The 21,638-nt window shown below is 46.3% G+C and carries 15 protein-coding genes; 8 read left to right on the plus strand and 7 right to left on the minus strand.

From position 1 onward, the window contains the following. Window positions 1–2 precede the first annotated feature (2 nt). From IGI88_RS12910 to IGI88_RS12930, 5 genes are all read right to left on the minus strand, one after another. Window positions 3–2,141, minus strand: coding sequence for a transglutaminase-like domain-containing protein (locus IGI88_RS12910; protein WP_429960608.1), 2,139 nt, complete (start codon window positions 2,139–2,141; stop codon window positions 3–5). Further along, entirely contained in the window at window positions 2,138–3,181 is a 1,044-nt protein-coding gene (locus IGI88_RS12915; protein WP_429960609.1) for a DUF58 domain-containing protein, read from the minus strand. The genes IGI88_RS12910 and IGI88_RS12915 overlap by 4 nt, the downstream gene beginning before the upstream one ends. Before the next feature lie 2 nt (window positions 3,182–3,183). After that, window positions 3,184–4,122, minus strand: coding sequence for an AAA family ATPase (locus IGI88_RS12920; RefSeq protein ID WP_005234736.1), 939 nt, complete (start codon window positions 4,120–4,122; stop codon window positions 3,184–3,186). A gap of 192 nt (window positions 4,123–4,314) precedes the next feature. Next, the gene (locus IGI88_RS12925; protein ID WP_429960610.1) at window positions 4,315–6,156 is read right to left on the minus strand and encodes an FAD/NAD(P)-binding protein; all 1,842 of its coding nucleotides are present in this window, start codon (window positions 6,154–6,156) and stop codon (window positions 4,315–4,317) included. 37 nt (window positions 6,157–6,193) lie between these two features. After that, window positions 6,194–7,189 (minus strand): ROK family protein, encoded by a 996-nt coding sequence (locus tag IGI88_RS12930; RefSeq protein WP_429960611.1) that lies wholly within the window; start codon window positions 7,187–7,189, stop codon window positions 6,194–6,196. A 172-nt stretch (window positions 7,190–7,361) separates the two neighbouring features. Between IGI88_RS12930 and IGI88_RS12935 the strand changes: the two genes are divergently transcribed. Beyond that, window positions 7,362–8,168 carry a Cof-type HAD-IIB family hydrolase gene (locus IGI88_RS12935; RefSeq protein ID WP_042890481.1) on the plus strand — a complete coding sequence of 269 codons (807 nt, stop codon included), beginning with the start codon at window positions 7,362–7,364 and terminating at the stop codon, window positions 8,166–8,168. Between the two features lie 85 nt (window positions 8,169–8,253). Here IGI88_RS12935 and IGI88_RS12940 read toward each other — a convergent pair whose 3' ends face one another. Next, a complete protein-coding gene (locus IGI88_RS12940) occupies window positions 8,254–10,404 on the minus strand; it encodes a GH92 family glycosyl hydrolase (protein WP_429960612.1) in 2,151 nt (716 codons plus the stop codon). Window positions 10,405–10,409: 5 nt separating this feature from the next. Further along, entirely contained in the window at window positions 10,410–11,462 is a 1,053-nt protein-coding gene (locus IGI88_RS12945) for a GntR family transcriptional regulator (protein WP_429960613.1), read from the minus strand. 155 nt (window positions 11,463–11,617) lie between these two features. Between IGI88_RS12945 and IGI88_RS12950 the strand changes: the two genes are divergently transcribed. From IGI88_RS12950 to IGI88_RS12980, 7 genes are all read left to right on the plus strand, one after another. Further along, window positions 11,618–12,907: a glycoside hydrolase family 125 protein gene (locus IGI88_RS12950; RefSeq protein ID WP_016613582.1), complete on the plus strand. Its 1,290-nt coding sequence runs from the start codon at window positions 11,618–11,620 to the stop codon at window positions 12,905–12,907. 73 nt (window positions 12,908–12,980) lie between these two features. Next, window positions 12,981–15,659 (plus strand): alpha-mannosidase, encoded by a 2,679-nt coding sequence (locus IGI88_RS12955; RefSeq protein ID WP_429960614.1) that lies wholly within the window; start codon window positions 12,981–12,983, stop codon window positions 15,657–15,659. 3 nt (window positions 15,660–15,662) lie between these two features. Next, window positions 15,663–16,538: an ROK family protein gene (locus tag IGI88_RS12960; RefSeq protein ID WP_005234751.1), complete on the plus strand. Its 876-nt coding sequence runs from the start codon at window positions 15,663–15,665 to the stop codon at window positions 16,536–16,538. After that, a complete protein-coding gene (locus IGI88_RS12965; RefSeq protein WP_086297138.1) occupies window positions 16,531–17,922 on the plus strand; it encodes a glycoside hydrolase family 1 protein in 1,392 nt (463 codons plus the stop codon). Before IGI88_RS12960 ends, IGI88_RS12965 begins: the two co-directional genes overlap by 8 nt. Before the next feature lie 240 nt (window positions 17,923–18,162). Then, complete coding sequence (locus IGI88_RS12970) at window positions 18,163–19,044, plus strand: ABC transporter permease (RefSeq protein ID WP_086294872.1); 882 nt, start codon at window positions 18,163–18,165, stop codon at window positions 19,042–19,044. 13 nt (window positions 19,045–19,057) lie between these two features. After that, complete coding sequence (locus tag IGI88_RS12975; protein ID WP_005225516.1) at window positions 19,058–19,978, plus strand: carbohydrate ABC transporter permease; 921 nt, start codon at window positions 19,058–19,060, stop codon at window positions 19,976–19,978. 27 nt (window positions 19,979–20,005) lie between these two features. Further along, window positions 20,006–21,475, plus strand: coding sequence for an ABC transporter substrate-binding protein (locus IGI88_RS12980; protein ID WP_016613578.1), 1,470 nt, complete (start codon window positions 20,006–20,008; stop codon window positions 21,473–21,475). Window positions 21,476–21,638: the final 163 nt, after the last annotated feature.

A 21,638-nucleotide genomic window follows, 5' to 3' on the forward strand; every position in this document is an offset into this window, starting at 1 on the left:
GCTTAGTTGATTTTTTTCAGCTGACTGATTTGGGCAGCGACTTGCTTCAAGAAGGCTTCTTGACCAGCCGGCTGTTCTTGGCTGTAAAGGTAGGCTTCGTATTGCTGCGTCAAGCGGATAAAATCACCATGAAACAGTGGATAGAATGCTTCGAGTCGTTGGGCATAATCAATCAACGGCTCCGCCTCGTTACGGTACAAAACTTTCGTCGTTTGCCTTAAAAACAAAGGATAGGCAGCAACTAGTGGCTGTTTGTTAAAGCGGCAGATCAACCATAAATGAATACGGAAAAACGAATGGCGGAAATAGAAAAGCAGGCCAAGTCCTAGGAGAGCTAAGCCTCCAAAGAAGCCATTACGCAGCGTTTGTTTCAGCTCCTCAGTCAACCAAACATCATCGGTAACCGCGGCTGTTGCAGAACTGCTGGTCGTGGTTTCACTACTTTCTGTTTCCGTATTGCTCGTTGGTGTTGTCTCGCTGCTAGCGGTCGGTGTTTCTTCGGAGCTAGTAGATTCTTCGGTCAACACGGGACGATCTGGATTTTGGAAACTAGGTGTCGGTTCAAAAGGCACCCAACCGTATCCGTCAAAGTAGACTTCCACCCACGAGTGGGCATTCAAGTTGCGAACGGTATAGGTAGTGATTCCGTTTTCTGTCACGGGGGATCCAGGAGAAAAGCCTTTTGCCCAGCGAGCAGGGATCTCTAAACTCCGTAGTAGAACGACCATTGCCGTGGAAAAATTGTCGCAGTAGCCGACTTGTGATTCAAATAAAAATTGATCAACGTAATCTTGCTCTTCTGCAGGCACGACGGCATCGGTCTTGGAATAGCGAAATACGAGCGGATCTTTCAAATAGCTTTCAATTGCGGTGACTCGGTCAAACAGACTGTTGCTGTCAGTGGTGATCTCAGCGGCGAGATCTCGTACCCGCTGCGGCAAAGAATCGGGTAATTGGATATAATCGATCGGAGAATCCGGATAGATCAAAGGCAGATTTTGAAGATTTTCTGCGGAAAAATCTGGATGGTCCCAATCGAGGGTCAAGGCCGTGTCTGGTAGCGAATCAATCAAATCGACCCGTTGAATAGCGTCGCTGATTTGAAAGCCACGTGCGCCGCTTTCAAGGGATAACCTACTGCGGCCATAGGGCAATGGCACATAGTCTCCATGGTTTTGGAATTGGATCCGCACTTGTTCATTCTCAGGATAGGTTTGTTGATAGCTCTGGTCAGCGATGGTGACATCGTCTGCTTCCAAGCGAACGTCTTCGCGGCTCGTACTGATCCAGCCTTTACCAGAATAAAAGTCTTTGCTTTCCACCCGCCAGTAATGCGGGGTTTCTTGTTGCGCTTCAAATAAAATCGTCGCATCATCAAGTAGTGGTCCGCCTAATTGACGATCATTTTCACTGAAACCCGTGCGAGAACCAGTGGGGGTGCCATGTTCTTCAATAAATTGATAAAAACCCAGCTGATTCAGATTTGTCCGTATAGGCGTGGAACGGGCTGCCAACTGATCCCGCACGCTCGTCTGCGGCAAGTAGACAGCAGTGACGGCTAAGCCACCAATCAATAGCATCACGCCGAACCAGGGGGTGATCGTTTGACTGGATTGAAAGGCGCTGCGCTGGATCATGGAAGAAGCCAGCGCGCAAAGAAAAATACCGATCAAATGCCACGTCAAATCAAATTGATTAAAAATCACGACTGTCAGCAAGTAGCCGATCATGGTACCGTAAATCAAGAAAAAGCGTTGATAAGCAATCGGTAAGATCGCTAAAAACAAGACCCAACTAACGATCAATGTCACCGCCGCCAGTTCGGTGATATAGCCGACTTCACCACTGAGGATCTCTTGAAAGGCACGGTGCAGGTCTAGCCAAAAACGCAGTAGCCAATCAAAAGAAAAGGCAGTCCCATAAGGAAAGATCCGATACAAGACGATCAGCCAAGCGGCTGCCAGCAAAGGCAAACTGTAACGGACTTTCGGCACGATGGTCAAAATCAAACAGACACTAAAGGCATAAGTTAAAAGGGTGAACTGATTGCCAAGGTCATAAACTGCGATAAACGGCAAGATCACCAGTGATAGACTGAGAAAGGTCAAAAGACCAATCAGTGCTTTCTTAATAAATCTCATCCTACCACCTCCTCAAGTTCATTCAACTGCCTCATTAAATCAGCGTAGGTAAACACTTGGCAGCTGTTTTTTGCTTCCAACTGACTGAGGTAGTTTTCCAGTTGTGGGGTGAAAACCGGGGCAATGAAGATAAGATGGCTGCCAGTCAAGAGCGGTACTCCTTCAGGAACTTTCTCGAAGGGAAGGATCTGGGCATAGGCAGCGGCATCCGTTTGGTAAGGGGAAGTCAATCCGTCACCAATCAAGAGCGGCTGAAAAAGTCGTTGATTTTGTGAGAAATGGTGGATCGAATAAAACAGTGTCAAGGTCTCTTCAAAAGCAGGATGATCTTCTCCCCAAAAGAGCAGAAAGATGTCTTGTTCTTCTTCGTATTCTCGTTCGCGATAGATCAATTCCTGTTGTTTGCTGGATAATTTCCAATCGATATTTTTTAATGAATCCCCTAACTGGTATTGACGGAACTGTCGAATAGAAAAATTGGGTTCCCCGTGGGTTTGGCTGCGGACTTGCTGTTTAAAAAATGGCAATAGGGCAACGGCTTCTAGCTTCAATTTCGGTAGGATCAAAATCGATTGTTTCGCACCTGCAGCGTAGCTTTTTTCAAAAAAGCCAAAGAGATCATGGCTGTACAATTGAACGGGCAATTCTTCATAGCTGCCGCGCTCCTTTGGGGTCCAAGGCAGATGGAGCCGAATCAGATTGCCTCGATAAAAGGCGCTGTGATGACTTTCCTTGAAACGATCGTCAAACTGCAAGGTGAAATCGACCAGCGGCAGCAGCGTCGGGCGATACTTGAAGACTTGCAGCGGTAAGGTGATCGCTGTCTGTGTTTCAGCTTGGATCGATTCTTCTAAAACGATTTGGACCTTCTTGAGGGAGGGCAGCAAGAATACTGCGTCAAGCAACAATAACAGAGTCAGTAAAAACCAGAGGCTCCAACCGGCATTATTATTAAAGATCACACAGTAAGCCAGCAGCAAAAAATAGGCAGCGCTAAACAACAGGAGGCGCAGCACGCGTTCAAGCTTTTTTTTCTTCATCGCTATTTCCTCGTAGGGACAGGCACCCGTTGGATCATCTGTTTCATCAAATCTGAAAGGGTCTCCGCGCTAGCATGAACGCCGCCTTTCAGTAATAAACGATGACCGAAGACTGCTGGTAAAATTCGCTGCAAGTCTTGCGGCGTGACAAAGGTCCGTCCTTCCGTCAACGCTAACGCTTTTGCCCCTTTTAAGAAGGCGATCCCACCACGAGGACTGATACCAAGGTCAATGGCATTATGCTGGCGGCTCGCTTGAACCAGCTGCAATGCGTAACGGGCGACCCGCTCATCGACATACACGTCGTCCACCATCGCTTTCAAAGCGGTCACTTCATCAGCATGTAAAATGGTTTGGATCTGATCCAAGCTTTGCTGTCGTTTTCCAGTCAAGAGGGCGAGCTCATCTTGAAAATCTGGGTAACCGATATGCAGGCGGAACAAAAAACGATCCAATTGGGCTTCAGGCAAAGGATACGTTCCTTCATATTCGATTGGGTTTTGGGTAGCTAACACAAAAAAGTGGGGACTCAATGGGTACGTTTGATTGTCGATGGTGACATGATTTTCTGACATGGCTTCTAAGAGCGAGGCTTGCGTCCTTGGTGTGGTTCGGTTGATCTCATCTGCCAAGAGGACGGAGGTGAAGATCGGGCCGGGACGAAACTCGAACTGGTGGCTTTGGGAATTAAAAATCGACACACCTAACACATCGTTAGGCAAAAGGTCTGGGGTAAACTGTACCCGTTTGTAGTCACTTTGAATGGCTTTGGCTAATGATTTGACCAACATCGTTTTCCCAACACCGGGGATATCTTCGAATAAAACGTGTCCACCAGCAAGCAGCGCAGCCACGGTAAATTGGATCACATCTCGTTTGCCTAAAATCACTTTTTCCACTTCTGCGATCAAGGCATCAATTTTTTGTAATTCAGCGGTCATGAAACAACCTCCTTGCGTTCTTTTCTTCTATTGTAACGGTTTTCTAGGACTGTCGCAATTTTCGTGTAACAATTAAAGAAAATTTCAAGAATATTCAAAAAAAGGAAAATCCTGCCTGCGGGTTTGCGGAAGAAAAGCAAAAAACTTCCGAAGCGGTTCGTCGGAAGTTTGCGTTTGATAGAAAAGAAGCGACTAGAAGATGTGGTGTAAGAGGTCAGCGGCGATCTGGTCCGCCTGCCGTAAATTCCAAGCATCGGTTCCTGGCTGAGCAGTGGCAGCCGTCAGCCAGTGGATGCCTTCTGTGGGAATCCCGAAACAATAGAGGGCAGTGTAGGGGCGTTCATCTGGTCCAAGGACCTGATTGGTCTCAGGATCGATGGCGATAGCACCCGTCTCAAAAGGCACCTCATTGGGTATCGTCAACCGGTGCGGGTGAATGATCCGATCGTTTAGCAGTTGCCGCAACAAGGAATTGTTGGTTCGACGAATCGCTGTCGATGGAATGCGAGCCTCAATTAGTTGCGTCGCGTGATAGCGTGTGTCGGGAAATCGCTTTGAATACGTACAATAAGCCTCCTCGATCTCAACAGTCATGTCAGGACCTAGTAAGGTCACCACTCCGGCTTCCAACAAGGCGACCAGTTCCTGCAGTCGTTGAACCGGCGGACCGATCGATAAAAAGCTGTTAAAGGGAACGAAAGACTGCCAAAAGAGTGTTTTCAGGTCTTTTGCTGGCATTAGCTGATGATCGAGAACAAACCGAATCGGGTCACGCAGATCTTTGAAGACTTCCAAGGCACTGCTGATAGGTCCCGCTAGATTGCCTTTTTCGGCATCATGGATTTGGGTACGTAATAGCGCAATGAAAAAGTCTTGCAAGGACTGCTGCTCTTTCTGAGCAAAGGGATCGGCTAGTTGGTGCCATGACCACCATTCCCTCTTAGGAAGCTGCCATTTTTTTAGCAAGTCTTCAGATCCTTCCGTGGCAACAAAGGCGGTGGTAAAAGCGTCAAGCTGATCTTTGTCAAGCCGCTGTTTTTCTAAAAGCAGCGTCTGATAATAGACGAGTTCTGCCTCTTTCTTTAAATAGAAGAGCAGTGTCTTGCCAGCAACCGTTTTGGCTGCTTGCCAAGCAGCGAGGCGTTCAGGGGTCAAAAAAACGGGCTTTCGCTGCTGCGTTGGTGTTTTTTGATTGCGGCCACGAGGATGATACGGGACCCCCCGACGAGAACCGGCGATGATTTGCGGTTCTTCACCAGAAGGTTGATAGACGAGGGATTCATTGACTTTGACGAAGGTTCCGCCCCGACCACTGGTCAAGCGGGTGACGTAATCGTAAAAGGCAAGTCCTAGTCCCCGTAAAATCACAGGTTCGCCAGCTTTCACAGCCGTTAGATCCGTATCTGCCGCATTGGCTGGCGGTGCATAAAACCAGCCATTATTTTCTGCGGCAGCCGCCAATTGTTGTTCCCCTGATGACAGTTGGGCTTGTGAATGTCCTGTAGCTAAGACGACGGCATCAACAAGGAATGTTTGGTGAGCCGTCGTCAACTGGTAGCGATTTTTGGAAAGAGGGGTCAAAGAGCTGACCCTGTCTGACAGATGGTTGATGGTAATGGATTCAGGTAACTCTATTAACAACTGCTGATAAAACCACAGCTGATAGAGTCCATATAACGCCCGCGAGCAATGCCCGTTAGGATCAAGTGAATCAAGTGCTGTGCATTCCGCAACGAGCTCAGGGGCATGGATGGCTGCGAAATGTTTCCCTTCTGTCACTGCCCATTCGTACAAGGTAGGTCCTTTGACCACGGGGCCGCCGGTGCTTAATGTGTCATCCGTGAAAAGGGTGACTTGGCTGGTCACAGAATTCAATAGCAAATCTGCCGATTGGTCCGTGCGCCAAACTGCCCCAGGAAGAAAAGGATCAAACAGCAGCAAGTCGATGGCTTGTTTGTTTTGTTTGCTATGAGCAATCAGTCGTTCTGAAAGTGAAAGTCCACGAGGACCAGCACCAATGATCGCTATTTTCATATCACACCACCTCAATTATTCTATGGTCTTTGTGTCATCAACGGGCTAAGTCAAAAGGTGTCTTGCGGAAAATCAGCCAGTGCATGCCTAGCACCATGGCTTCATCGATAGCATCGATATAATGGAAAGCGGGCTGATTGGGTTGTTGCTGCAGCAATGGATTTTTTTGGATCGCGTCTAGGAGATCGGTTTTTACTGCATCACTGCTGGCTAAAATGATACAGTGGGGGGCAAAAGCTGCATTGTAAAATGGCAGTATGCTTGTCAGGCGCTGGACCAAAGCCGTGCGGTCTTGCGGTGCACCTTGATCCAAGTAGCCGGGTAAAAATTTTGCCTCTCCCGCTAGGGCATCTTTTCCTTCTAAAAGCGCACCATTGACTAGGAGCGTGATACCGGGCATGCTTTTTTCAGGATTGTACATGCCAACGATGGTTTGCTGCAAGGAGATCTGTTGGGCGATGCAATAGCCGATTGTTAAAATATGGGCATCGTTTTGACAGTAGAAGGGCAGTGCAGTGACCTCTGCCACGAGGGCTGCCAGCTGCCAACCGTTAAATTTTTCATACCAGCTGGAAGTCACGGTTCCTCTACTGATTTTTCCTGGTAAAAAGAGGGCGATCTGTTCCACAAAGGGAAATAATGCCAGCTCGTTCGTTACACATTCTTGAAAGCGGTGAGGGGCAACATCAGGAAAGGGCTGGTCGTGTTTTGCCAAAACCTTCCCCTTACGATCGATCAGCATGGACCAAAGAGCCAAGGAGCCATCGTGATCGATAAAGCTAAGCAAAAGAGAATGACCTCGGTCTTGATTTAGCTGATAGGTCACTGCTGGTCGTCCTAGCTCTTTTTGCTCCAGCGGACCTTTCGTGATTTCCCCCTCTGTTAACAATTCTTTTAATAATGAGTTAGTGGTGACCATGCTGATGCCGGTTTTCTTCACTAAATCGGAGGCGAATAATGCCCCGTTTTGAAACAAAGTTTTTAAAACCAGCTGTTTGTTTTGCTGGCGAATGGTATGGGTGGTAGAAGCCATAAATGTTCTCCTTAATGAAGTGATTTAATTAAGTATACCGACGGGATGAAACGATGTAAAGTTTTTAAAAGACTGACTTGACGGAAAACTTGAAAATAAGTATACTTAATTAATAACGTTAATTAAGTGATTTGGAATGAAGAGGACACGAGGTAGAGGGGAAGAGAAACGTATGATCAAATTAGTCATCACAGATTTAGACGGTACATTTTTGAACAGCCAAGGCAGTTTTGATCGGCCTTATTATGAACAAGTCAGCCAACAAATGAAAGAAGCGGGTGTTGCTTTTGCTGCGTGTACCGGCAAACAGTGTGAACGAGTGGAAGAACTGTTTGGTGAAGCCGCAGCGGATGTTTGGATTCTTGGGGATAGCGCGACCCGCATCAAACATCAAGGAGAGTACATCTTTGAATCGCTGCTGCCAAACGAATTAGGGCGGCGGATCATTGCGAAGCTCGCTGCGATTGCGCAAGATCATGTGATCATCGCTTGTACACCGACTGCGGCGTACATTGCTGACACAACCAATGAAGCGGATGCGCAGAAAGTGCGTGGCTCTTATCGGGTGGTCAAAACGGTGGCGGATTATCAAACTATCACAGAAGATTTTGTGAAGCTCACTATTTTTGATCCCAAACTACGTTGTTTTGAGCATGTCCAACAGTTAAGCGAATTTACCAATGAAGCGTACATCGTGGCTTCGGAAGCCGCTTGGATCGATATCACCAATCAAGGCGTCCACAAAGGAACGACTGTGGCACACTTGCAAGAATTGCTGCACGTCACACCCGAGGAGACAATGGTTTTCGGCGATGGCTTGAACGATTTGGAGTTGATGGCAGCTGGCACGTTTAGTTTCGCCATGAGCAATGCCTTTGAGGAAGTCAAGGCAGCGGCAGCGTTTGTGACCAAATCAAACGATGAAAATGGCGTGCTGAAAACTATCGAACGTCTGTTACCGCTACAAATGAAACAATAAAAAAATCGCTCCCTGGCAGGGACAGCGTGCACTTTCAATTGACTGAAAGTAGACTGCTGCCTGTTGCTAAGGAGCGGTTTTTTCGTTATGCATGTGGTTGACTGACGCTATAAGGATAGGCATCGGCTGACCACTCTTTGCTGCGAGGGACGATACCTAGCTGGAAGTTCAATGTACCACCGGCAGTCAATTCTTGGTGGGTGAAAAATAATCGCTCGAAGGGTTCTTCGTTCAATGTAATTTTATCCACGAAGAGCTGTTGCGGCGCATTGGGCGTGCTCTTGATCACTAAGTCTTTGCCTGAAGCAAGATGCAGTGTTGCTTGATCAAATAAGGGCATGCCAATGACATATTCGCCTGTCCCCGGTGTGACTGGATAAAAGCCCAAGGCATTGAAGATGTACCAACCAGCCATGCTGCCGTTGTCTTCATCGCCAGGAAAGCCTTTTGGTGAGTCATTGAAGCACTGTGTCAGTAGCTGCTTGATCAAGGGCTGTGCCATTTCTGGTTTGCCCAAATAGCTGAATAGATACGGATAGTGGAAGCTTGGCTGATTGGAGATCGCCAGCTGACCAAAATCGAGTGCGGCCATCTCACTCATTTCATGGATCTCGAACCCGTAGCCTTCTGTCGTATAGCGAGGTTCTTGATTGCACAAGTCGATCAGTTTTGCTTCAAAGGCCGCTTTGCCGCCGTGTGCAGTGATCAAGCCAGCGAAATCATGGTAAACAGCAAAACTACTTTGCCACGCACTGCCTTCTGCATAATCCAAGCCCCAGCGTGTGTCACTAAACTCTGGACGAAAAGCGCCATCTGGGTCTTTTGCCCGCATAAAGCCGGTCTCCTGATCGAAAATGTTGCGGTAATTTTGCGATTGCTGCTGATAATAGTCTGCTTGCTCGTCACCCAGCTGTTGCGCGACTTGTGAGATACAAAAATCACTGTAACAATAATCAAGGGTGTGATTGACCGATTCATGATGCGTCAATGGCACATACCCGTAAGTCAAATAGTCCGTCGTGCCGCGCCGACCATAATTGGGATTTTCACTTTGGACGGTGGCACCTTTTTTCATCGCTGCTAAAAATTCGGGCATCAAATCGGGACGGATACCTTTTACTGCGGCATCAGCGATCACGGCATCGATCAGCGTCCCGGGCATCAACCCCCGCTCATCAGGTGATAGCCATTTTGGTAAAAAGCCGCTTTCGCGATAACTGTTCAAAAAGCCTTCCAGCATGTCTTCCAATTGTTCGACAGCCAAGAGTGAAAAGAGCGGGTAGACAGTTTTATACGTATCCCAAAAGCCGTTGTTTGTGTACAGTGGTCCTGGTTTGATCGCTTTTGCCAAGGTATCCCAGTGCACTTTGCGACCCTCTTGATCGATTTCGAAGAAGGTTTGAGGAAACAAGAATAAGCGATAAAAATTATGATAAAAAGTAGAAACTTGTGCTTGATCGTGATGCTCGATCTCGATTTTTTGCAAAAAATGATTCCATTGCTGTTGGGCAGAAGCCAGATAATCGGCAGGAGCCCATTGCTGTTCCCGCTGCAAGTTCAAACAAGCTTGTTCGCGACTGAGAAACGAGGTTGCAAAACGGATCGTCTGTGTTTGGCAATCATCAAAGCGGAGAACGACGAAGGCTTCTTTGCCTGTCAAGGCACCTTCGATCGCCGTGATGGGTGTTTCAAAACGATAGACGAAATGGATGGTGAAGCTTTCGTCTTCGCATCCTGAAAATACGATCAGTTGACCAGCCACTGTCTGTTCATCCAACTGTTCTAAGACATAGTCACCCGGCAGTGACAAGCCAAGACCCGGCTGATCCCCGCAGTTTTCAATAGACAGCACACCGCCATACATACTGGGAATCAAAGTCGTTGTTGTTAAATACCGCTGCGTCTTGATTTTAAGAAAGGCTGGATTAAAGGTGCTTTCTTCCGGACGATACGAGCTTTGCGCATGGAAAAGGGTATTTTCAGAAAGCGTGCCGTTTATCGGCAGCATCGTCAGATGGCTGAAATCACCCATCCAAGGGCTAGGCTGATGGGTGATGCGAAAGCCCTGAAAGGTTCGATCTTCTGGATGAAACCACCAACTGCCTCGTTGATCGCTGGTTTGCGGGGCAAAGTAGTTCATGCCAAAAGGAACCCCTGTATAAGGCAGGCAGTTGCCATGGGAAAAACTATATTGGTTGTCTGTTCCGTGTCGTGTGTCGATCATTGATACGTTCACTTGGTTCACTCCTTTAATTGGGTTGATTCTCTTTTGATCAAAGAAACAGCCACTAAATGGGTGGTCGTCTCCGTTGGTAATGGGGGTGCTGCCTTCGCAGCGTTGATTTTCTCAATCACTTGGTTTCCTGCCAAGCGCCCCATCTCCGCAAAATTCTGCCCGATGGTCGTTAGTGCTGGATCAACGAGGGCAGCGGCTTGGATATTATCGAAACCAACCAGGGAAATGTTGGCAGGGACGTGCAAATCTGCTTGACGCAGTGCACGCATCAATTCGATGGCGATCAAGTCATTTTCACAGACGGCTGCCGTGACCTGATGTTCTTCCAGGTAGGCAAGCGCATTTGCGATACTGGCAGTAGCGTCGTCTAGCTTGGTGCGAAAGGTTCTTTGGTTTTTTTTCAGCGCATCGATGTAACCTAGATAACGCTGACGGACGGATTGTGGATGGTGGGTATCACCAAAAATATAAGCGATCCGTTGATGCCCCAACGCAAGTAAATGCTCCGTAGCTAGCTGTCCACCTTGAAAGTTATCTGGCATGACCGCTGGAAAATCAAACTCATGCAGCTTTTTATCTAAGGTCACGATAGGAAAGTGTTTTTCAGCACATTCGAACAGCAAGTCATAGTAAGAAAACGTATTGCTGGCGTAATAGATCAGGCCGTCGAATTCTTGCATCAGCTCAGCTGCCGTCGTTTTTTCCAAATAATCCACTGGTGTCATCAAAAGTTCAAAGCCGTGTTCTTGCATCACGGGGTAAATGCCTTCGGTAAAGTTTCCTAAAGAGAGATCATTGGCAAAGGGCAAGACAAACAAAATTCGTCCAGTCGCTTTTTTTTCCTTCAATTCTCGGACAAAGCTGCCGCTGCCTTGCACGCGATAGATCAGCTGATTTTGTTCCAGTTCCGTCAAGGCTCTTTTAGAGGTAATCCGACTGACTTGGTATTGTTCAGATAGTTCTTTTTCAGTAGGGACACGACTGCCCGGAGCTAATCGCCCTTCAACGATGGCTTCGTGAAGCTCCGAGTAAATTTTTTTATATAATGGTTGTTTCATAAGAAAACCCCTTTTGATATATCATATTTGTTAGCATACCATAAACCGATAAAAATGAAAACCCTTTAATTATTTTGAAAAAGCGCTAGACATTCACATGATTCATGATATACTAGGTTCGTAAATTGATATATCAAATCAGGGAAGGTGATGGAATGGTTTATAAAGAAATACCAACTTCAGTAGCAACATTTATGGAAACGATTACGGATCTATGCGGAGAAACGCATGCCGATTGGGCGAAAAATTTTAATGCAGCTTTTGCCAATACACTATTAACGACGGTCAAGCGTCATGAGGATGGCACGACCTTTTTACTGACGGGGGATATTCCAGCCATGTGGCTGCGAGATTCCACTGCGCAAGTTCGTCCGTATTTAGTGATCGCCAAAGAAGATGAAGACTTAGCAAGTATGATCAGCGGGTTGGTCAAGAAGCAATTCTACTATATTACGATCGATCCTTACGCAAATGCCTTTAACGAATCAGCCAATGGCGCTGGCCACCAAACAGACGATACAGAAATGAACGATTGGATCTGGGAACGCAAATATGAGATCGATTCTTTGTGTTATCCGATCCAACTGGCCTATCTGCTATATAAAAACACAGGCAGAACCGATCAGTTCAATGATGATTTTGTAACAGGCATCAAAAAAGCCTTGGAGGTGTTTGTAACAGAACAAAACCATGAGGAATCCCCGTATCGCTTTGAACGGGATACCTGGCGAAAAGAAGATACCTTGACTCATGACGGCAAAGGCGCGCCGGTGAAACCCGTTGGCTTGACTTGGTCAGGTTTTCGACCAAGTGATGATGCCTGCAAATACGGCTATTTGATTCCCTCCAATATGTTTGCGGTGGTGGTCTTAGGCTATATCCAAGAAATCTTTACGACGGTTTTAGAAGACACAGCGATCGTGGCACAAGCGAAAAAATTGCAAGCAGAGATCGAAGCAGGGATTAAAGCATACGGGTTGACCAAAAATCAAGCTGGCGAAGAAGTCTACGCGTATGAAGTGGATGGATTCGGCAATGGCACACTGATGGATGACAGCAACGTGCCGAATTTGATCGCCGCCCCTTACTTGGGGTATGGCAGTATGGAAGATCCCCTTTATCTTCAGACCCGTAAAACGTTGTTAAGCAGTGAAAATCCGTATTTCTATGAAGGCAAATACGCTAAAGGCATTGGCAGCTCTCATACGCCAGAAAATTATGTGTGGCCGATCGCCATGGCAATGGAAGGCATGACCACCACTGACAAAGAAGAAAAGAAACGAATTTTGGATCAGTTAGTGGCGACAGATGCGGGTACAAATTTGATGCATGAAGGGTTCGATGTCGATGATCCTTCGCAATACACGAGAGAATGGTTCTCTTGGGCGAACATGATGTTTTGTGAATTGGTCATGGATTATTTCGATATCCGAGTGGAAAAATAAGCAGCACGACCCACGACCGTTCGAGTGACACAAAAAGCAGTCCAACGACGCAAACAGCGAGGAGTAAAAATCAATGAAGAAACAAGTTTATATCATCTCTCACAGCCACTGGGATCGGGAATGGTACATGCCTTACGAACAGCATCACATGCGGCTAGTTGAATTGATGGATGATCTTTTAGAGTTAATTGAAAATGACCCTGAGTTCCACAGCTTCCATCTAGATGGGCAGACGATCATCTTGGATGACTATTTAGAAGTGCGACCTGAAAAACGCGAAGCGGTCAAAGCGGCCATCAAACAAGGAAAATTACAGATCGGTCCGTTTTATATTTTGCAAGATGACTTTTTGATCAGTGCTGAATCAAACACCCGTAATATGCTGATTGGAATGGCAGAAAGCAAAAAGTGGGGCACCCCTGTTATGTTGGGGTATTTCCCAGATACTTTCGGCAATATGGGGCAAACCCCGCAAATGATGCTGCAAGCCAATCTTGAAAGTGCTGCATTTGGACGTGGCGTCAAACCAATCGGCTTTGACAACGAAGTTTTACCCGATGATCAATTTACTTCCCAATATTCTGAAATGCATTGGGAAGGTCCAGATGGCAGTCAAATCTTTGGCCTACTTTTTGCCAACTGGTACTCCAATGGCAATGAGATTCCAGTGGATAAAGCAGAAGCCAAAGCTTTTTGGACACAAAAACTGCAAGATGTAGAGAAATTTGGTGCCACCAATCATTACTTAATGATGAATGGGGTCGATCATCAACCTGTCCAAAAAGACATTTCGGCAGCGATTCGTACAGCTAACGAGCTTTTCCCAGAGTATGAATTCAAACACACCAGCTTTACCGAATACCTTGAAGCGGTGCAAGCAGATCTGCCAGATGACCTAGGAACTGTCACAGGTGAATTGACCAGTCAAGAAACCGATGGTTGGTATACTCTAGCCAATACCGCCTCTTCCCGAGTCTATCTGAAACAATGGAATACAAAGGTTTCCCGCCAATTAGAAAATGTCGCTGAACCATTAGCAACTATGGCTTATGAAGCAAGCGGCAGCTATCCTCACGATATGTTGGATCATGCGTGGAAAACACTGATGCAAAATCATCCTCACGACAGTATCTGCGGCTGTTCAGTGGACGAAGTACACCGAGAAATGATGCCGCGGTTTGAAAAAGCCAATGAAATTGGTAAGTTCGTGGCAGATGAAGCGTTACGCAATTTAGTAGCCGCCATCGACACGAGCAGGTTTCCTGAGGAGAGTCGTCCCTTTGTGGTCTTCAACACCACTGGCAGCACCCGTTCTGGTTTAGTGGAAGTCGTGATCGAACTTGAGCGTAAAACATTCCGTGAAGGATTGCCAAGCAAGCTTTACCACGAATTATTGGCGAAGCCAAAAGGTTCTTATTCGGTGATCGATGAACAGGGGAAACCTGTTGCTGCGATCATCAGTGAAGAAGAGGTCCTTTTTGACTATGAATTGCCTAAAGATGCCTTTCGGATTCCTTTCATGAAACGCTTTGTCACGGTTCAAGTAGAAGCAAACCAGTTGCCGGAATTTTCATGGCAGACCTTTGCCCTAGTGGAAAAAGCCGCTACGCCAGTAGAGAGCGCACCGATCGTTTCAGAAGGAGGGCGTAAACTTGCCAACGCACATTTGGAAGCCGTCATTACTGAAAACGGCAGCTTGACGATTACAGACAAAGCAACCCAAAAAACGTATCGCAATTTACTGGTTTTCGAGGATGTGGGGGATATCGCCAATGAGTACATCTTCAAACAACCAGAAGGGGATCAAGCAATCTTATCGACGCAATTTCCGCATCAGGTGACGATCGAACAAAACGATCCGCTGGTGGGAATTGTGCGACTGACACAAGAATTACAGATTCCTGTTTCAGCAGATGACCGTTTGTTAGAAGAACAAAAAGCTGTCGTCGATTTCCGTTTCCGTAAAGCACAGCGGAGTCAAGAATTGGTTGCTTTCAAGATCGAGACGGAGATTCGCTTAGAACGAACCAGCAACCGCCTGGCATTTAAAACCACCGTCAACAACCAAAGCAAAGATCACCGACTGCGGGTTTTATTCCCAACAGGGATCATCACGGATTTCCATGAAGCTGACAGCATTTATGAAGTCGTAAAACGGCCGAATCAGGTTTCCAGTCATTGGGAAAACCCAACGAATCCGCAGCATCAACACGCCTTTGTCAACTTGCATGATGAAACAGGCGGCATGACGGTTTCTAATTTTGGTTTGAACGAATATGAAATCGTGAAGGATCAGATCTGCTTGACCTTGTTGCGCTGTACGGGAGAGCTAGGCGATTGGGGCTACTTCCCAACACCAGAAGCGCAATGCTTAGGCAGCCACACCTTTGAATATGGCGTAGCCTGTCATGGGGCTCCTGAAGAACGTTATGAAACGTATCGCCAAGCACAAGCTGCCCAAGTTCCTTGGACGGCAAGCCAGACCGACAAGCATCAAGGCAAGCTAGCCAGCAGCAACCAATACATGGAAGCTCATGGAACAACGGTAGCTATCACCGCCTTAAAACGCAATCGCCAAGACCAGCAGATCGTTTTGCGGGGCTATAATTTGGCGGATCAAGCCACTGCCTTTCATGTGCAAAAAGAGCAGGCGACACTCTGTCTGTTGAACCTATTAGAGGAAGAACAAGCATCGTCCGTCAATGAGCAATTACACCCATATGAAATTCGAACCATTGGAGTAAAGGAGTGAGAAATGATGGTTTACGGAGGAATTGAAGCCGGCGGCACAAAAATGATTTGTGCCGTTGCCGATGAACAGCTGACGATCATCGCCCAAGAGTCGATCCCAACGACAACGCCAGAGGAAACGTTAGCGGCGATCTTTGCCTTTTTCGATCCCTACGATCTCGTGTCATTAGGGGTCGGTTCCTTTGGTCCGATCGGGATCGATCCAACCCAAGCGACCTATGGCCACATACTAGCCACGCCGAAACAGGGCTGGCAGCAGTTCGATTTTCTCGGTGCGTTGAAGAAGCGCTACCCAGAGACAGCATTTGCTTGGACAACAGATGTCAATGCTGCCGCTTATGGAGAATTACGCCAAGGAGCGGCACAAGGCAAAGACAGCTGTGTCTATTTGACGGTAGGGACCGGCATTGGCGCCGGGGTCGTTCGTGAAGGAAAGATTTTCGAAGGGATCGGTCATCCAGAAATCGGTCATACCTATGTCAAACGCCACAGTGAAGATATGTATGCTGGTACATGCCCGTATCACGGCGACTGTTTGGAAGGATTAGCCGCAGGGCCTTCTTTGGAAGGACGTACGGGGATCAAAGGACAAGACTTGCCGCAAGCGCACGAGATTTGGGGGTTGCAGGCCTTTTATCTAGGGCAAGCGCTGGTCAATATCACGTTAACTTTAGCACCTGAGATAATCATTTTAGGCGGTGGGGTCATGAATCAGCCGCATTTACTCGCTCAAATCCAACAAGCCTTCCTGAAACAAATGGCAGGCTATATGGAGACACCACCAGTGGAAGACTACATCGTCACTTGGGGCTTGCCGAACAAAAGTGGCATTATCGGCTGTCTCTTGTTAGGCAAAGAGCAGGTGACTGCCCATGACTAGCCTGCATTTTCCTAAAGATTTTTGGTGGGGAGCCGCTGCCAGCGGTCCGCAAACTGAAGGACGAACGGCCGATGATGGCAAAGGCGATTCGATTTGGGACTATTGGTACGCAACGGAACCAGAACGCTTTTATCAAAAACGGGGACCCAAAGATACCGTCCAGCTGCTGCAGCGTTACCCAGAAGATGTAGCATTGATGAAAGAGATTGGCTTTAATTCTTTTCGAACCTCGATCCAGTGGAGTCGCTTGCTGCCAGAAGGAAGAGGAGCGGTCAATCAACAAGCGGTGGCGTTTTATCGCGAGTACTTCGCCACTTTGATCGAAAATGGCATCGAGCCTTTCATCAATTTGTATCATTTTGATATGCCGATGGCACTGCAAAAAGAAGGCGGCTGGCTCAATCGCGAGACTGTCACAGCATTTGCAGATTATGCCGCTTTGTGTTTTGAGTTGTTCGGTGATCAAGTCCGTCATTGGTTCACGCAAAATGAACCGATCGTGCCAGTGGAGATGGGGTATTTGTATCAACAGCATTACCCAGCAGAAATCAACTTGGCACATGCGGTGCAAGTCGGCTACCATGAAGCACTCGCCAGCGCTTTAGCGATCCAACGCTTCCGTCAGTCTCAGCAATCAGGCGAAATCGGCATCATCTTGAATTTGACACCGACCTATCCGAAAGATCCGAATGATGAAAAAGATGGCCAAGCGGCGCAACTGGCAGATGCCTTTTTCAACCGTTCCTTCTTAGATCCAGCGGTCAAAGGCACCTTTCCGGAAGAATTGATCACTATCTTAAACGAGTTGGCGATCATGCCAGAAACCAGAGCAGAAGATTTGCAGATCATTAAAGAAAACACGGTCGATCTCTTGGGGGTCAACTATTATCAGCCGCGGCGGGTGCAGCAAAAGCGTTATGCCAAAACAGCGGACACTCCAATGCCAGAAGATTACTTCGATGTTTATGATTGGCCAGAAAAGAAAATCAATCCCCATCGAGGCTGGGAAATTTATGAACGAGGCATTTATGATACCTTGATCAACCTACGAGACAACTACGGCAATATCCCTTGTTATATTTCAGAAAACGGCATGGGAGTCGAAGATGAAACACGCTTTATCGATGCCAGCGGTCAGATCCAAGATGAGTACCGCATCACCTTTATCAAAGATCATTTGCGGTATGTTCACCAAGCAATCCAAGAAGGCAGCCGGTGCCGCGGGTATCACATGTGGACTTGCATGGATAATTGGTCTTGGCTGAATGAATTCAAAAATCGTTACGGGTTTATTGCCGTTGATTTGGCTACCCAAAAACGCACCATCAAAAAGTCAGGTGAGTGGTTCCGCGAAGTGATTCAGCAAAACGGCTTTGTCGATTGATCCTTTGTAAAAAACAACTCAATGAAGCGTCCTATCTTGCAAAAGGTAGGACGTTTTTTTGGTTTTTAGAGAATAAAAACAAAATATAAACAAAGACCTTTAATTTGTTTCATTTTATCTTTAGTTTGTTCCTTATTTTTTAGGGATGAAAGCGTTATTCTAGTAGCATGAAGGAGATGATGAGATGTGAAGAAAAAGGGGTTTTGGAGGAATGTCTGGCAATACAAAGCGTTAATATTGATGGCTTTGCCAGGTGTTGTCTGGTTTATCTTTTTTTTCTATATACCTGTATTCGCAAATGTGGTGGCGTTCAAAGATTTCCACATTTCACCAGACGGCTTTTTTGCCAGTTTGAAACAAAGCCCGTGGGTCGGCTTTGATAACTTTAAATTTTTATTTGCATCCAATGATGCTTGGCTGATTACTAGAAATACGTTACTCTACAATATCGTATTTTTAGCATTCAACCTATTCTTTGCGATTGCCTTTGCCATTATAATGAGTGAGCTACGCAATAAGCGTTTGGTAAAAGTTTATCACACGATGTCACTGTTGCCGTACTTCCTTTCTTGGGTGGTTATTTCGTACTTTGTCTATGCCTTTTTGAGTCCAGACAAAGGGATCATCAACCAATGGATCACGGGTATGGGCGGTGAAGGAATCAACTGGTATGCTGATCCGAAATGGTGGCCGTTTATTTTCGTCTTTATGAATGTCTGGAAGAGCTTAGGCTACAACAGCATCATCTATTATGCGTCAGTGGTCGGGATCGATCAAACGTATTACGAAGCCGCGATGGTCGATGGCGCCAGCAAATGGCAGCAGATTAAAAATGTGACGTTGCCACAACTGATTCCAATGATTTCCGTCTTGTTGATTTTGAACATCGGTGGGATCTTCCGTGCCGACTTCGGACTTTTCTATCAAGTCCCACGAAACTCTGGGGCGTTGTACCAAGTCACCTCCGTTTTAGATACGTACATTTATAATGGACTGACTGCCACAGGCGACTTCGGGATGACCGCAGCTGCCGGCCTTTATCAATCAGTGGTTGGGGCATTATTATTACTAACAGCGAATTTGGTTGTTCGTAAACTAGAACCAGATTCAGCATTATTCTAAGGAGGATGGATAAATGAAGAAAAAAGTAACGAAAGTCGAGATCCGCTCCTTTAACCCAACGGTCAACCTGATTTTTAATATCGTGATCGGTCTGTTCGCGATTTCCTGTGTCTTGCCGTTTCTCTTTGTGATCGCGATCTCATTGACCAGTGAAACCTCTTTGGCAGAAAACGGCTATCGCTTTTGGCCACAAGAATTTTCGTTCGCAGCATATACCTACCTGTTTAGCGGACAAATGAGCAGCAAAATTTTCCAAGCATTTGGCGTATCTATTTTTATCACTGTTTTTGGTACCTTCGTCAATGCAACGATGACTTCACTATATGCCTATGTCATCTCTCGCTCAAATTTTCCATTCCGTCGGTTCTTTACGATCTTTGCTTTGATCACCATGTTGTTTGCGCCAGGGATGGTTGCCAATTACTTAGTGATGGTCAACTTGATCCAATTGAAAGACACGATTTGGGCGTTGATTTTACCCCTTGCCTTAGGGCCTTTTAATATCCTTGTTATGCGGACCTTCTTTAAAAAGACGGTACCAGATAGTATTATAGAATCTGCGCGCATCGACGGTGCCAGCGAAATGAAGATTTTTCTGTCCATCGTGTTGCCCTTAGCGGTTCCAGGGATCGCAACGATCAGTCTATTTGCCGCTCTTGGCTATTGGAACGACTGGTTCAATGCATTGTTGTATATTCAAAAAGACTCTTTAGTGCCGTTACAAGCACTTTTGATGCGGATTCAAAGTAACTTGGACTATCTAGCCAAAAGCTCTGGTATGGCTGCCCAGATCCAAGGTGGTTTGGCCGCTTTGCCAAGCGAAACTGCTCGCATGGCAATCGTTGTTGTTGCAACCTTACCGATTGCGATCACCTATCCATTCTTCCAACGGTATTTTGTCGGTGGTCTGACAATTGGTGGCGTCAAAGAATAATCAAATGAGTATAGGGAGGAAACAAAAATGAATTTGTGGAAAAAAACAGCTTTTGCTGGGATGGCCGCAGCGGCAACTTTGGGAATGGCTGCCTGTGGGTCGAACGGCGCAACATCCGATTCAGAGAACAATGCAGACGGCGTAACGACTTTATTGATGTATCAAGTCGGGGACAAGCCAGAAAACTTTGATCAATTAATGGAGATCGCTAATAAACGCATTGAAGAAAAAACCAACGCTCGCATCGATCTGCAGTACATCGGCTGGGGAGACTGGGATCAAAAAATGAGCACCATCATTTCATCGGGTGAAAACTACGATATTTCTTTTGCCTCAAACTATGTTGCCAATGCGCAAAAAGGCGCGTATGCAGATTTGACGGAGTTAGCACCAAAATATGCCAAAGAAGCGTATGATCAATTAGACGAATCTTATATCAAAGGCAATACGATCGACGGAAAATTATATGCCTTTCCAGTCAACGGCAATATTTATGCCCAACAAGTCTTGACCTTCAATAAACAATATTTAGACAAATATGATTTGGATATCAGCGGGATCGAATCTTATGCAGATGCCGAAGACGTGTTGAAGAAGTTCAAAGAAGAAGAACCAAACATCGCACCGTTTGCGATCGGACAAACCTTTAATGTTTCTGGAAACTATGATTATGTGATTGGGAAAGATTACCCATTTGCTGTCAAATTGGATGGCGATACAACGAAGATCATCAATCAATACGAAGATGATGAACAAATGGAAAACTTGAAATTGATGCACAAATGGTACAACGAAGGCTTGATCCCAACCGATGCAGCCACCAATACAACTGGTTACCCATTAGAAGGCAACACATGGTTCATGCGTGAAGAAACCCAAGGACCAATGGATTACGGTGATACGATCTTAAGCAATGCCGCAGGTCATGAATTGGTTTCACGTCCAATCACGAAACAATTAAAATCAACCGGACAAGCGCAAATGGCAAACTTTGTCGTAGCGAATGTTTCGAAAAACAAAGAAAAAGCAGTGGAAGTGTTGGGCTTGTTGAACAGCGATCCTGAATTGTTGAATGGATTGGTTTGGGGTGTCGAAGGTGAAGCATGGGAAAAAATCGAAGGCCAAGACAACAAAATCCGTCTCCTTGATGGCTACTTGCCAAATACCCGGATGGCTGCTTGGAACACTGGGAACAACATGATCCTTTACACACAAGAATCCATCACAGACGATATGATCAAAGAGCGTGATGAAAACATTGCTAACGCGGAAGCATCACCAATCTTAGGGTTCAACTTCAAGACTGATAATGTGAAAACAGAAATCACGAATATCGCCAATGTCATGAACCGTTACAAAGCAAGTTTAGCAACCGGAACGATCGATCCAGAAGAAAATGTTCCGAAACTAAACGAAGAATTAAAAACCGCTGGCTGGGAGAAGGTCCGCGATGAAATGCAAAAACAATTTGATGAGTACCGCGCAAGCCAAGAATAAGTAACAGGTGGTTCTCATAAATCAATAGATCAAGCAAGCCGGAGGCTAAACGCATCAGGACCAATGGTTCCCACGTCTAGCTTTTGGCTGCTTTTTCTTTTAAAGTAAATAGCAAAATCTTTGATAAAAACGTTACTTTTGTTTTTAACGTTCAAACAGCAAG

Source organism: Enterococcus sp. AZ179, assembly GCF_050498885.1.
GTDB classification, from domain to species: Bacteria; Bacillota; Bacilli; order Lactobacillales; family Enterococcaceae; genus Enterococcus_D; species Enterococcus_D entomosocium.